This window comes from Natrinema sp. CBA1119 (genome assembly GCF_002572525.1).
Lineage (GTDB): Archaea > Halobacteriota > Halobacteria > Halobacteriales > Natrialbaceae > Natrinema.
Genome location: NZ_PDBS01000008.1, coordinates 55,888 through 69,320 on the forward strand (window position 1 = coordinate 55,888; position 13,433 = coordinate 69,320).

Annotated in this window: 12 protein-coding genes and 4 pseudogenes; 9 read left to right on the forward strand and 7 right to left on the reverse strand. The window is 53.5% G+C overall.

The genetic code is table 11. From position 1 onward, the window contains the following. Positions 1-86 precede the first annotated feature (86 nt). Positions 87-1,752 (reverse strand): annotated as a pseudogene (locus CP556_RS22460) (thiamine pyrophosphate-binding protein). Positions 1,753-2,054: 302 nt separating this feature from the next. On the opposite strand from CP556_RS22460, the gene CP556_RS22465 reads away from it, so the two are divergent. From CP556_RS22465 to CP556_RS22480, 4 genes and pseudogenes are all read left to right on the forward strand, one after another. Continuing rightward, the gene (locus tag CP556_RS22465) at positions 2,055-2,828 is read left to right on the forward strand and encodes an SDR family NAD(P)-dependent oxidoreductase (RefSeq protein WP_098727850.1); all 774 of its coding nucleotides are present in this window, start codon (positions 2,055-2,057) and stop codon (positions 2,826-2,828) included. A 99-nt stretch (positions 2,829-2,927) separates the two neighbouring features. Then, positions 2,928-3,317, forward strand: a pseudogene (locus CP556_RS22470) (DNA-processing protein DprA). A gap of 321 nt (positions 3,318-3,638) precedes the next feature. Then, positions 3,639-4,169 (forward strand): hypothetical protein, encoded by a 531-nt coding sequence (locus CP556_RS22475; RefSeq protein WP_098727851.1) that lies wholly within the window; start codon positions 3,639-3,641, stop codon positions 4,167-4,169. Next, positions 4,166-4,942, forward strand: a complete 777-nt coding sequence (locus CP556_RS22480) for a hypothetical protein (protein ID WP_098727852.1) — start codon at positions 4,166-4,168, stop codon at positions 4,940-4,942. The genes CP556_RS22475 and CP556_RS22480 overlap by 4 nt, the downstream gene beginning before the upstream one ends. A 21-nt stretch (positions 4,943-4,963) precedes the next feature. Here the strand turns inward: CP556_RS22480 and CP556_RS22485 are convergent, their stop codons facing one another. The 4 genes and pseudogenes from CP556_RS22485 to CP556_RS22500 all read right to left on the reverse strand — a co-directional run bounded on the left by CP556_RS22485 (position 4,964) and on the right by CP556_RS22500 (position 8,444). Continuing rightward, positions 4,964-5,545, reverse strand: coding sequence for a hypothetical protein (locus CP556_RS22485; RefSeq protein ID WP_098727853.1), 582 nt, complete (start codon positions 5,543-5,545; stop codon positions 4,964-4,966). 32 nt (positions 5,546-5,577) lie between these two features. Further along, complete coding sequence (locus tag CP556_RS22490) at positions 5,578-6,921, reverse strand: hypothetical protein (protein ID WP_098727854.1); 1,344 nt, start codon at positions 6,919-6,921, stop codon at positions 5,578-5,580. 316 nt (positions 6,922-7,237) lie between these two features. Further along, positions 7,238-7,435: pseudogene (locus CP556_RS22495) on the reverse strand (PIN domain-containing protein); the annotation flags it as partial. An 8-nt stretch (positions 7,436-7,443) separates the two neighbouring features. Continuing rightward, positions 7,444-8,444, reverse strand: a protein-coding gene (locus CP556_RS22500; RefSeq protein WP_098727855.1) for an IS630 family transposase whose coding sequence is annotated in 2 segments (ribosomal slippage) — positions 7,444-8,387 and positions 8,387-8,444 — 1,002 coding nt in all. Because the reading frame shifts where the segments join, the coding sequence is not laid out codon by codon here. Positions 8,445-8,734: 290 nt separating this feature from the next. Here CP556_RS22500 and CP556_RS22505 point away from each other — a divergent pair. Together CP556_RS22505 and CP556_RS26275 are read left to right on the forward strand one after the other, a co-directional pair. Continuing rightward, a complete protein-coding gene (locus CP556_RS22505; protein ID WP_098727856.1) occupies positions 8,735-8,977 on the forward strand; it encodes a response regulator in 243 nt (80 codons plus the stop codon). 97 nt (positions 8,978-9,074) lie between these two features. Then, positions 9,075-9,353 carry a hypothetical protein gene (locus tag CP556_RS26275; RefSeq protein ID WP_176548315.1) on the forward strand — a complete coding sequence of 93 codons (279 nt, stop codon included), beginning with the start codon at positions 9,075-9,077 and terminating at the stop codon, positions 9,351-9,353. Positions 9,354-9,995: 642 nt separating this feature from the next. On the opposite strand, the gene CP556_RS27445 is transcribed toward CP556_RS26275, so the two are convergent. Continuing rightward, a complete protein-coding gene (locus tag CP556_RS27445) occupies positions 9,996-10,700 on the reverse strand; it encodes a site-specific integrase (protein ID WP_098727857.1) in 705 nt (234 codons plus the stop codon). 331 nt (positions 10,701-11,031) lie between these two features. After that, positions 11,032-11,154, reverse strand: a pseudogene (locus CP556_RS27450) (antibiotic biosynthesis monooxygenase); the annotation flags it as partial. Positions 11,155-11,211: 57 nt separating this feature from the next. On the opposite strand from CP556_RS27450, the gene CP556_RS22525 reads away from it, so the two are divergent. The 3 genes from CP556_RS22525 (at position 11,212) to ddfA (ending at position 12,818) form a co-directional block, all read left to right on the forward strand. After that, a complete protein-coding gene (locus CP556_RS22525) occupies positions 11,212-11,847 on the forward strand; it encodes an IS6 family transposase (RefSeq protein WP_098727858.1) in 636 nt (211 codons plus the stop codon). Positions 11,848-11,919: 72 nt separating this feature from the next. Further along, positions 11,920-12,504 (forward strand): helix-turn-helix domain-containing protein, encoded by a 585-nt coding sequence (locus tag CP556_RS22530; RefSeq protein ID WP_098727859.1) that lies wholly within the window; start codon positions 11,920-11,922, stop codon positions 12,502-12,504. 71 nt (positions 12,505-12,575) lie between these two features. Further along, positions 12,576-12,818, forward strand: a complete 243-nt coding sequence (gene ddfA, locus CP556_RS22535; protein ID WP_098727860.1) for a DdfA family disk-determining factor — start codon at positions 12,576-12,578, stop codon at positions 12,816-12,818. The last annotated feature ends 615 nt before the right edge of the window (positions 12,819-13,433 follow it).

Consider the following 13,433-nt stretch of genomic DNA (forward strand, 5'->3'; position numbering starts at 1 on the left):
TGTCCTTATAAGTGTGAGTGTCATATATTAAACAGCATGGAGAAGCGATGATGATTCTGTCGGGAATCGGTCTGGCAGTTGGTGGTTCAGTCGCGGACCGATGGTCCCTCGCTTGAGAGTGCCTCTTCGATCGGGGGAGTCACCGCTGTCTGGTCGTCAACGCGTCGTGCGTCCGTACCGTGGCTCCTCGCGTTCGCGACGAGATCAATAGCGGATTCGAACTCCATCGGTTCAAAGTCATATTCGTCCTCCGTACCCCCAGTAGTTTGAGCGTGTTATCCTAGAGGGGCCGTAGTTGCTGTTATTGGAGACAAAACTGATGATATCGACGACGTACCGAGTAGCCGAGTAGAGCGTGTGTGGATAGCACTGGTACGACTCGTCTCCGACCTATCCCACTACCTGACGTGGTTCGTCCGACATATCTTCCGCGATCGCAGCACCCACTGCGGCCGGCAGGCCGTAACCGAGTTCGAATTGGAGATCAATTCCTCCGCTTCGAACGGATACTCCGCAAGAAACGGATACTTGGAGGTCACTCCCTCGTCAACGATAAACGCATCGTCCGTCGCCTTGCGGAGACACGCGACAAGTTTGGGCTTCTAGACGCCGCGATCAGACTTATCCGAAGAACCAGACGAGCGGGTCTCAAGTTCGCGCTTCGTTTCGCGGACCAACTTGAGTCGACGCTCGCGTCGATCCGTCCCGAGTCGCTTTGACACCCTCTCCGCCAGTTCGCCCAACACGTCACCGGGATCCCCGAGAATCGAGACGTCCGTTGGTTGATTCTTTCCGAGCTGCCACGAGTCCTAGCTGACGTGAACGCAGGTCGTTTCGGATCCGACGAGCGGCGAGTCGTGCCGAGTGAGCGTCGTATTCATGGAGCAACCGACCAATAGCAGCGTGTCCGTATCCAGAAGCAGCGAAGCGACGTCCTCGTCCGGTGGCACATACGAGACCCACTGATCGTGCGTAGGTGGAAGTTGATTTCACAGGAGAGAATTTCTCCGTGGACGTGAAGTCCGGCCCCTTCAGCCAATTCGACGGCCGCATCGACCGCATCGGTACCGGCACAAGCGACGTGGTCGCCCAGAACCATGACGGGATCGTCCGCGTCGACAAGGTGATCGGCTGCGGCCGAGATCTGTGACTGGGCGCCGCGTTCGGCCGTCGGTACCGCACCAAACCGCTTGGGTTTGCCGTCAGTCTCGGCCATCATAACGTCTAGGGGCAGTCCGAGGAAGACAGGACCAGTCGGCAGCGTCAGTGCAACTCTAAAGGCACGGCGCAGCATTGACGGCAACGCCGAAACGGCCAGTACCTCATCGCTCCATTTCGTGAACTGCTTGGTCATCTCCACCAGATCAGCGGCCATGATCGGCTCTTCGTGACGGAAGTCCGTACTGTGGTTTCCAGCCGTCACGACCAGCGGCGTACCAGTCATCTTGGCCGCATAAAGGTTCCCAAGTCCGTGTGCAAGACCGGCCGAGAGATGCAGATTCATGACCTCGACGGGTATCATACTGTCGTCGTGGTATCCATGGTAGCTCCTAGTGCACACATAGCCGCCGGCCATTCCGACCGCAACGTCTTCGTGAAGCCCTAGTACGTACATCAGTTCATCACTCCCTCCGATCGCGTTAATGATCGGCAGTTCAGTCGTACCGGGGGTGCCAAAGACGTGTTCCACACGTATTCCTCGAGCGTTCGGAGGAACAGCTCTGCGCCAGTCGACACCGAGTCTCCCGTCATTGAAGTCGGACACCTCGGCGGTGGCGGGGATCAGTGTGGACGGTTCAGCAGCCGATGCGTAGCAGCCTCGATCGTACAGTTTGACTCGCATCCCAGTGCAACTCAGTCGCTCGAATACGGTACTCAATATGCATAGTGGTAACAGCACTTAGGATTATTTATTAGTTTTATCTTATGAATATCGATTACTGTGGTTGATTAGCAGTGAGACCATCCGAACTGATAGCCACGCACATTACCGAACGGCATAGAAATACTCGTGAGAGGCGAACATTTAATTGATGTGTGAATGTATACCACCCATGGAGATGGACGGACGAACGGCGCTCGTCACCGGTGCGAGCAGAAATATCGGACGAGCGATCGCAGTGAAACTAGCCGAACAGGGAGCAGACGTCGGCGTTGTCGCCTACACAAACCGGGAGGGGTGCAAAGAAACCGCCAGACGCGTTCAAGTGGCGGGTGGCGAAACGGCCATCGCACTTGGCGATTTAGGGTCGCCCGAAGCCGTCGAGGAGATGGTTAGCAAGATCCGTTCGGAACTCGGTCCGATCGACACGCTCGTGAATAACGCAACCTACAGACCGATAAAACCGCTCCTCGACCTGACCGTTGACGATATCGATCGGGCAATGAACGTGAACTTCCGCGGGAACCTTCTCACGGCCCAGCACGTCATTCCCGACATGCTGGATCGCGGTGGCGGTTCGATAGTCAACGTCATCGGTGCGATGGTGTATTTGGGTCGTCCCAATCATGCTCACTCGTACGGAACAAAGTTCGCCATTGAGGGCCTAACCAGACAGTTGGCGAGCGAGTTTGGACGCGACGGCGTCCGCGTCAATGCCGTCTCACCCGGGCTTATCGAGGTCGGTCGGGACCAAACTGATGAATGGGAACGGACGAAGGAAGCAATCCTCGAAGCGACTCCGCTAGGTCGAATAGGAACTGTCGATGAGATCGCCAACGTCTGTTCATTTTTAGTGTCCGATCGAGCTTCGTTCATTACTGGTCAGGTAATTCACGCGAACGGTGGAACGTATCCAATTCCGAGGATATTACCGGATCATTCGTAGAACACGGCAAGCGATTTAACCGTCAAAATCCCCAGACAACACCGTCTGGCTCGATTCATTCGCTCAAGCAGCAGGCAGATAGGTTCGAAGGTCGGTATATTGTATCCGAGGGTTGGTATTATATCCATTAGTGTCGGAACGCACGGCGCGGATACAGCAGTACATCGAGGTGGGCTTCAAGCGAGTAATTCAACTATCGTCGTCCTCGGGACAGGCGTCAACGTCGCATATCTACCAGAGAATCAATCTCTATTCGACCAGATCATCGACACAGGCTGACTACTCGTCTCGATGTGTCCACCGGATGCAGAACCAACTCGCCATGCATTCGTTGACCGGAACGAACTCATCGCTGCTCTCAGCGACGGTATTATCTTCGTCGCCACTGATGGAAGCGGAGAAACCATGGCCCAATACGAAATGGCACTCGAACAAGCCCGTCCCTTGTTCGTCCCACCAGCCGACTTTGACATTGAACGGCTCTGGTGAATCACTAGACTGTATCGACTTCAGGGGTATAGACCCGACGACTTGAGGGGCTACTCTGGGGCAATTTGGTCACAATCCCAAGGAATCCGTGATAGCGGAGTGATTGGACTCTACCACAGGCACGCTAAAACCACTCAACCTAACGCCGTATGGCGATTCACCAAAGCCGTAGATTGGAGTGACGGCGGCCGAGAAGTCCGCTGTAGCCTTTCGGCTTCCCAGGTTAGCCTTTCCCAGGAGGAAGAAACAAAGGCCCGTCTCGCACTCTCGAGAGTACTCAACCGTCTGTATGAGCAAAATACGGAGGGTCTGACCGATGACATGTACGAGGACGCGCCTTACGACGTTCAACGCCACTACCGACGACTCGACAAACAGCTCAGTGACGCTATCGACGACAAACCAGATTACCCCGAAGTAGACTCCAGCAGGGAAGCAGTCATCAACACGGTCTTCGATATCATCGATACCTTCCCGGTCGACGACTACCCGTGGCTGGAGCAGGACCTGGATCTCTGGTACTCGGTCGTAAGTGCTGAACTTGATGCCGAAGAGTACCGGCCGCAGAAGGCCCTGAAGGTCTCTGAATTGTTCTGGACCATCTTCTGCATTGACCTCGCCCAACGCGAAAACACCGGGTTGACCCCCGAAGAGATCGCCAAGGAACTAGACACGCAGGACCTCGAAGGCCGACAAGAGGATATCCGGAAGGAACTCGAACTGATAGAGCGAGAACGCTCCCGGCTACACACAGACCTGGAAGAGAACCAAGTAGTGTCTGAAGCCGCTGACGGAGTCGCAATCGCCCTCCTCGGTCTCTCACCCGCGCCCCCTAACCAACCCCCTCCATGACCCGGTACTTCGTAGACACCAACTGCCTGCTCGGACTCACCTTCATCAATGACCGGTGGTACCCTGACGCCAAACGATTGTTCGACACCGACAACACGATCTACACCGGGAAGAACGCCGTCTACGAGTACTGCTCCAGCACCGGGGACAACAGTCGGTGTTCCGCCGACATCCGGTTAGACCGGGACGAAGGCCTGTACGGGGAGAAACGGGCGAAGCTCCGGTTGAAGCTGAGGCAGTTCGGGAAGATGCTGCAAACCTACAGTGACGACGAGCTCGATATTGAGACGGTGATGGACGTGTACGTCGACCGGTTCGACATGAAGGAGTCCGAGGAGAAGGAAGTGCGGCCTCGGCTCCAGAAGTACTTTGAGTGGTACTTCGAGAAGGAGGGCGAGCTCACTCGGCGGACAGCTCGGGAAGCTGCACGGAAGCTGAAGGACGTCTTGATGGAGCGGTCGATCAAGCACAAGGACCAGATCGAGGCCCGTGTCTATCTGGAACCGATGCGGGACCGCGAGTATCCCGACGTCGAGAAACGGTTGAAGGAGTGGCCAGTCCACATGAAGAACAACGCGGATATCGCGTTGATCTGTGACGCCGTGTTCCTGAAGGAGGAAATCGGTATCAGCCACTTCGTGACCGGCGACTTCACGGACATCTACTCGAATCAGGACTGGATCCATGAGAACCTCGGGTTCAGCGTGCTGTACTTGCTGGAGACGTTCGCGGGCGAAGAGAAGCCTACAGCAGGACTGGACCTGGACGACTAGTCTGTATAGGCTGAACAGGACTCAAGCGAACGGGTCTGCTTCACAGTCTTCGGTGAGATGAGTCTGTACATCCATCGTCACTTCGCCACAAAGCTCGCACTCGATGGGGCCGTGGCCAGCCTCTTCATCAATGACCTGGAGACGAAGGGAGTGCTCGGTATACCAGAATCCGGACTCCCCAATGGAGTAATTGACCAGGATGTCCGGTGGCTGGGTTCTGTCGTCCCTGATTGATAGAGCATCAATGAAGGGTTCGACGTCGTCTACATTCTCCTGCAATTCCTGAACTAGCTCGTCGAAGGATCCTGAATACCCTTCGAGACCGATGGTGAACTCGTCGCCTTCTTCACCCCACTCCTGTTCGAACTCTTCAGCCATCTCATCGCTCTCGAACTCGAACCCGAAATCGAACGCACCCCAGATACTCCCTACCAGCTCGAACTCTAACTTGTCTCCCGCTCGGGTGACACGGTCAACGTAGACTCCAGTGACGACGGCGTCCTCCCCGATTTCACGGAGATTTTCAACAGCTTCTATCGCATCATCCCGTTCGAGATCCGCCTCAATCGCTTCCTGGATAACTTCGGCGTGGGACTCAGCCATTTCGAGAGGTACCGGGATTTTCGTGCCTGTGATCAGCTGAAGGTAGTACAGCTGTTCAATGAGCTCCCGTTCAAACGGGTCATGGGGGGAATGTTGAACGAGGTTGGTGAGCCGACTTCGAATTCTTCCCCTCGATCCTTATCGTGAAGCTCTGTGTTGTCGACACCCTCCCCTTGCTGGAGATCCTCCAGTTCGAGAAGTTCGTAGTACTGCTGGACATCGATCTCGTTCAGAGTGAACGTGAAGTTGAGACCGAAGAGCGGCTGAGGACTCAGTCCCTGAACCCCCTGCTGTGCCAGCGTTACCATCACCGGATACTCTGGAGAGATAGAATCCTCGTTTTCAGTGATTATCTGGAGGGTCCTCCCGTCCAAACTGAGCCGACTGGCGACGGTACGTTCAGATGTGGATTCCGCCAGTAGCTCCGCGATCTCCTCTGTCCGCGGAAGAATTAGGACGCTGTGTGGATTCCAGACTTTTACCCATCTCTGCGGTGATTCCTCACCGTCTGAGGGACCGTAGAACGGAACACTGAACTCGCGTTCCTCCTCTATCGCTGCCTTTGCTATTCGCCGGAGATACGTGAAGAGGTCATGAACGCGTTCAGCTATGTCCAGCGAGTGCTCAAGGAGGTGGTCAACCGGGATTCCGGTCAAATAGGCCTTGCCCTCGTGCTTGCAAAGGAAGAGTGCGAAGTCGAGGTCAACCGCGACATCTACATCTTCTTCCCCATCTCTTGAGATTTGGAACTTGTTGTCTGTCTGGGGGATTATCCGATTCCCGTGTTTGACTGCGTTATACGCGTTCTCGAACTCGAGATAGAAGTTCCCGATATCCTGTATCTGGCCGTCCAGTATTTCGGCTGACTGCTCAACGAGGTCTTCAATCGAGTCTGCCGATAACTCGTCGAGATCTATCTGTTCTAACTGCTCTTCGTCTGCGTCCTCTGTGATGAATCGGTAGCCAAACAGCGATTCTAGGAGGTCTCGGTAATCGGCCTCGATATCATGGTCGCCCAAGTACTCCGCAACTTCTCCAGCGTTGAGTTTGGTGTAGAACGTCTTCACCTCGCTTGGGTAGGTGGATATGAGATACTTCACTAAGTCTTCTCGTCCCTTGATGTAGGCGAGATAGTAGATACTGAATGCTTCCACGTACTGCATCACAGACTGGAAGATCTCGACCTTCGAGTGGACGAGGACCTCATCGTCTTTCCCGTCGGTATCTACCTCGACTCCCCGGTTGAGTTTCTGTTTGGAGTCCTGGATATGGTAATAGAGGATATCAGGATCGTGGGCTAGGTCGATGAATTCCTCGGGAGTTCGGTCGTCTGATTCTGACGAGAACTCTATACTCCCAAGAAAGTCCTCCGTCATATTTGACGAGACGAGGAGGGTTGTTTAAATAGTTCCGCAAGGATGGAGTGACGCGTTGTCGAGACCAGCTCGTTCGTGTGTTTCTGGTCGTCCCTTCCTTTCGAACATCCCTATTTCTGTAGACAAGCAAATTATTACCGTTTGGATTACACTAAATCCAAAGATAAATTTCATCGTGCCATAAAAACTAAGCTGACCTATCGGTCCGGCCCACACCTGTGTTGCTGGATTCGTTCTGGCAATCCGACTTTCCCGCAGACTGGACATTCCTGTAACGGCGTCGGCGGCAGGTCGTTCCAGGCGTCCAGCGCGGCCTCTAACTGTGCTTCCACGATCGGCGAGTCGGTCGTGCGGCGGGCTTTGCGGAGGTGAATGCGAAGCCGTTCACGAACGTCACCGAGTCACCGTACCCCTCGCTCGCGAGGACGGTTTCGGCTCCCTCGCCGGCCGCGATATCGGTCGTGTAGATGTACACATCGGTCGCCGTTCCCGCGCTGAGGTGTTGGGCAGCTATAGTAGTAGTTAGAAATAGTTGCTCGTTTTGGGAATGGAGAGTTGATCAAGAGCGGTATCGATCGCTGTTGTGACCTCAGTAAGCGAGTCGAAGAATCGGTTGCTAAGTGCTGATTGTAATTGTCTCCAGCACTCCTCAACGGGATTTAGTTCTGGCGAGTATGCCGGCAACGTGACGAAGGCGAGGTCGTCACGGGCCGCCAGGTCCGTGACGGCCGATGCCTGGAAATACGGTGCTCCATCGAGCACGACGAGTAAGTCATCTTCGAATTCTTTGCATAACGCGAGAATGAAATGTTTCGCGTGATCGGCGGTGACGTACTCGGTGAACCGTGAGAAGAAGCACTCGCCGTCTTCGGTAATCGCGCCAAGCAGACACGTCCAGTCGCGTTGGCCAGAAAGTTCGACGCTCGGCCGCGTGCCGCGCGGAAACCACGCGGCACGCGGCTCAACCTGGACGGATTTCTTGGTCTGATCGATGCAGACTACTGTGGCGTCCATCTCCGCTCGCTTTTTTTTGAGTACGTCGCGGAATTCTTCTGTGTCTGATTCCTCGGCTTCGGCGGCTGTACGGCGCGGTTTGTGGTAGCTCAATCCAGCTTCTTTGAGTAACCGGCGGCAACTCGGATAGGAGTACTCGACGCCGTAGGTTTCTTCAAGAAACTCCTGGACGAGCGCCGGCGTCCACGCCGGCGCGTCGATACCGACTTCCTCGGGAGGTTCGTGAACGGTTTGTTCAAACTCTTCTTGCTGTGTTCCTGAGAGCTTTCGTTTTCTCCCGGATCGATGAGCATCAGAGACGGCTTGCTCAAGCGGTTTGTCCGTATCGAGTCGCATGAGCCAGCTGTAGATCGTTCTTCGACCAGTGTCGTGCCACTCTGCAAGTTCGGTCTGCGTCAGGCCGTTCTTGTACGCAATCGCCGCTAACAACCGTTGTGTCGGCTTGTTTCCTCAACCTTGCCAAGGGCGTCTTGGAGTTCTTCGACGGAGATTTCGTCGAAATGGTCCATTGTCTATAGTGACAATCTACGGGCGGAAAGTTCTAACGGTTACTATAGCTGTAAAAGTAGTGATTGACGGACATACTGTTTTAATCAGCAATTCTAACAGCTTCAGTCATTATCGAACCTAGTGATCAATAAGCACGTGTAGTGTACGCTGATTTCATGCTAAAATACATCTGAATAATATAATTTCAGCAGAGCCAGATACATCTACTTTTCAGTTAGATAGTCATTCACAGTGCATCAGAGCATATATCCTACGTGATTATATTGGTCCAGTTATTTGTTATTGTATAATGAACTCTCTTCCGCCCGAAATTCGTGTTCTCCACGTTGATGATGAACCAAATCTGGCAGAACTAACAGCGACGTTTCTTCATCGAGAAGATGATCGCTTTGCCGTCGAATCGGTGACAAATGTGACCGAGGGTCTAGAGACGTTCGCAGCAGGGGATTTCCACTGCATTGTCTCTGACTACGATATGCCAGAACAGACCGGCATTGATTTTCTCGGCCCTGTTGAAACCCTCAGTAGATGATATATTTCGGTGGTCGTGCTGAATACAGGGCGCATCTCTTGCTCTCCATTTACGGTTGTACCTGGTGTAGCCCGAAAACGGGTTAGCGTTCTCCAGCTTGTACGTCGAAAGAGGCGGTAATCAGCTCGCCACCGGGCTTCGCCTGGAGGAAGAGACGGTATCCACCGGTGGTAGGGAATCGAACGGCGAATCGAACGATACCGTCTTCTGGGTTTGTCTCTTCGGGGTGAACGTGAAGATATGCGAGGTCACCGTCTCGAAGCGCTACGAGGTGGCCGAGTGCACCGAGATACGGATCGAGATGAGCGACGCCGCCTCCGCCCTGATGCACCTCGAACTCGATATCGACAGTCTCACCCGCAGGGATCTGGTCTGATGAAAGTTCGACACTGTATCCCTGGACTGCGGCCTCTCGTGTGGTTTGCGGACGCTCTACGTACTGAGCCGGCCCCGACGATAGTACATCTACACCGAGTGTCGTCGGCTGACCATCTACCAGGACGTCAACGAATGCCCGGTAAACGCCGGGATCGGGAAGGACCAACTCTACTGACCACGTCCCGTCGTCGGCCAGTGTCGGATGAAGATGCTGGAAACGCGTGAGGTCACGACGGACGAGAATCAAGTGAGCAAGCTGGTCATGCGTATCTTCGAACTCTGTGACCACGCCACCATTCTCATCGTGTATCTGGTACGTCCACTTGTGGGTTTTCCCCGGCTCCAATCGCGTCTCGGATGCCTCAAGCTGGAGTTGATCTGCGGCGACGGTTAGTCCACCTGGGTGAGCATGACTACCCGCGTCAGTGTACCCGTGAGGAGCATCGTGACCGTGGTGAGTGACTGTGGACTCCGGATCGTGATTGTCGTTATCCATACCCAATGTACGCCCGCCATCACCTACTGTCTTGTCCTGCTCGATTATCAACCAATAGAGCCGGAAACGACGAAATCAGGTCTCTTGGTGAATATATCCTCTCTATGCAGCACCGGGTGATCTACCAGAAGGGTGGTTGTTCGGTTATTTGTGGTGGACTCGACGGAGTGCATCGGCGGTCGCGGTTCCGGATATCCGGATGTACTTCTGTGCAGTCGCCAGATCACTCCACCCCATCAGGGCCTGTAGCGGCACTGGGGCGACGCCTTTGTACGCGTGGTAGCTGGCGGCGGTCGCTCGCAGACAGTGTGGATAGACACGACCTGGGAGATCAGCCTCGCTCGCGGCAGCCTGCACTCGTCTGTTAATTGTTGACCGTGAGCGGGGAAACGCATCATACCGGTTGGCGAAACGTTCGACACACAGTTCCAGCCGAAGCGAGAGATCGAACGGAATGAGTCGAGCCGAGGCGACAGTCTTTGGGTGCCACCGGGACGCGAGGGCATCTCCGATCGACAGATCATCGTTGTGGCCGACTTCCTGCCGAGCCTGTCGTCGGCAGTACCCGCACCGGCAGGGCTCATGTTGTGGGATGCGAATCGTCCGACGGTTCCAATTCACCCACGCAGTATGGAAATGTGCAATCTCGCCAGCGCGAAGCCCGAGTCGGCCTGCGATGAGACAGATGAATCGCGCTTCGAAATCGTGTGGCGCTGGAAGGCCTGAACACGCTTCCAGCAGGAGTTCGAACTGCCGGTCGGTGAGGACATCCTCGTGGGTGTGCCGAGTCGTGAGTGCTCGCCGGTGGCGATCTGCCCACTCAGTCGCGGGTTGGTTGTGATGAGACACCCATAGCCGTCCTCATGCTGAGGAATTGGGAGTACCGCTAAGTTGTGCTGAATAGAGGGCGCGAATCGGTCACCGATGAAGATCGTGATTGGCGCTGCTAGAATCGGTAGAGACACGGAGCTTGCTTACTCGCATTATTGCTGAGTATTCCAACCAAACAAGACAGTAGTATAGCGTGTCATAGAATACGTCTCACACCCTCTACCTGACGATTATACAGCTCTCAATTCGCGTATGTGGCTGTAGTTTTGCCAGTCATTGATTTTGTTCAAGAGTTGTTTCTTGAACAATTCTTGTTGAGAACCATTGTATGACACGCTCCAGTAGTAACCTATGCGGGCGGGTCTGCGTTGTCACCAAATCCACTTCCATATGATTCGATGACTTCCGTAACGGTGACCTCATAAGCATCGTACCACTCTGTCCACCGCTGTTTCGCGTCTTTGTGTTCTGAATATGGCCGTGTTTAGTTAAGCGTGAAAAGTGAGGCGGCACGATTTTGTGCTGGTCTATGGCAAAAATCGACCGCCTCAACGGTTGTAGCGACTGGATCGATTTGAGTTTTGTGGAGCGAGAGCGGACACCGCGTCAGCTAATGGAGCTCGGTATTCGACTCCACCTTGCTGGACTATCGCTTTCGAATACCGTTCGAGAACTCGAGAAGTTCGGTGTCGAGCGTTCGCGAAAGGCTGTTCACGATTGGGTACAGAAAGCTGATCTACAGCCAACAACTGATGCGAATCCGAATCACGTTGCGCTCGACGAAACCGTGATTCGAATCGATGATCACCAGTATTGGCTGTATGCTGCAGTCGATCCTGAAACGAACAGAATCCTCCATATGCGGTTATTTTCGACGACTACGACCGCATTGACTGAACGGTTTCTGCGAGAACTAATCGAGAAACACGATGTCGAAGACGCTGTGTTTCTCGTCGATGGCGCACAACATCTCCAGACAGCACTCCGCCGACACGGACTCCGATTTCGATACGAAAAACAGGGAAATCGGAACGCTGTCGAACGTATCTTTCGAGAGATAAAACGACGTACCTCTTCATTCTCTAACTGTTTCAGCCACGTCAAACCATCAACCGCAGAATCATGGCTCCAGGCCTTCGCTGTCTGGCAGAATGCTACAAACTAAACACGACCCCTGATAGGGAGGGTGGAAATAAGTCCTCCGCTGGGGCAAGTTTCTCTAGAAAGTGTTCCAGATATGGAGCTTCTTTTTGAGGATATCCGTTCGGCAGGGGATGAACCGTGGAAGATAATTGTATGGGCAATGGGCGACGACTTTGAAAAATACGAAAGTACACTCACTATAGGTCCAACGATTGATACTTATGATTGTCTAACAAAATTGCCAGAGAAACGTTTGTATGGGCTAAGGCTATCAGATGAGGGGCAACACCAAACAATCCATACGGTTTCTGTAGAACACGACATAACGATTATTCGTCTTACTGCGACGGCTTACAAGGAAGAACTTTTAGCTCGATTTCCGTCACGCGATGCAGTTGTTCATTTGCGAAAGGCTTGTCTTGAACGGAATCGACGATTCGAATTGCTTAACCTCTATGAAGAAAAATCGGTAAAGAAGGATGGGGGCCTTGAAAGCCGATACGGTATTACGACCGGGCAAAAGGAGGCTCTTCTTACTGCTCTTGAAAAAGGCTATTTCAATGTACCGAGGGAAACAACAATGGATGAGATCGCTGAGGAACTCTGCATCTCTACATCCGCTCTGTCAACTCGGCTTCGGCGTGGACAGCAAGCACTGCTTCTCAATACATTAGCCTAAGGGGAGACCATATAAACTCCGGAGAGGGTGAGGCCGATGAAATACAGACACCGACGTTTGACTATCAAGTGATGACACCGAGCTTGATACAGAACAAACCACCAGTAAACGCAGTAACCGAAGCCGTAGCAGAAGCAACCGACAGTAACCCACTGGAACTTCCTCCGCTATACGACGCTATAGACCCAGACGCATTGAATACACTATTCAATGGATCCGAAACGAACATCCAAGTGCTATTCCAATACGCAGGTTTCGAGATAGTAGTACAAGATGGGGAGGTTGAGATAGAACCACTTCAGGGAGAGTTCTGATTTTGAGGCTTCAGCACATAAGTGGAGGAGTTTATTGACATTCATTCTAACTGAATAGTCCTGTTGCTCACTTTGCTGATCATATTCAAGAACGTTAATAGACCATAATCCGCGTTAACCAAATATGAGTTCGTGCTGAATTCATGCCTTTTACTTATCACGCTTCCGTGGAAATAGCTTGGGTCTGATAGAATCCTCGTTGCTCGATAAGCACACGTAGTTGCCGTTCAGTACAGGCCGAGGAGTTACCGCTGCCAGCATCCGCGAGCGAAGCGAGCGGTTTGCTACGAGAGAGCATCGCTCTCTCGTCACTGAGCCGAGCTTCGCTCGGCGAGGTCCAAAAGAGCGCTCTGCGCTCTTTTGAAGATCACGAAAGCGCGCTGAGCGCTTTCGAACGACACCGCCGGAGCGGGCGAAGCCCGCGGAGGCGGCCTTTTTAGCGTAGATTTTTGCGCCGAGTGGTTCCGAACGAAGTGAGGAATCCCGAGGCGGAAAAAGGTACTTGCGCACACCTACGTAATGGATAGTTCACCATAACCTGGATGAAGAAAACCCTAGGAATTGTCCTCTACTCTTTCGAACGTTGCAGAGTGAAAAGGGGAAGTTAGCCCCTTG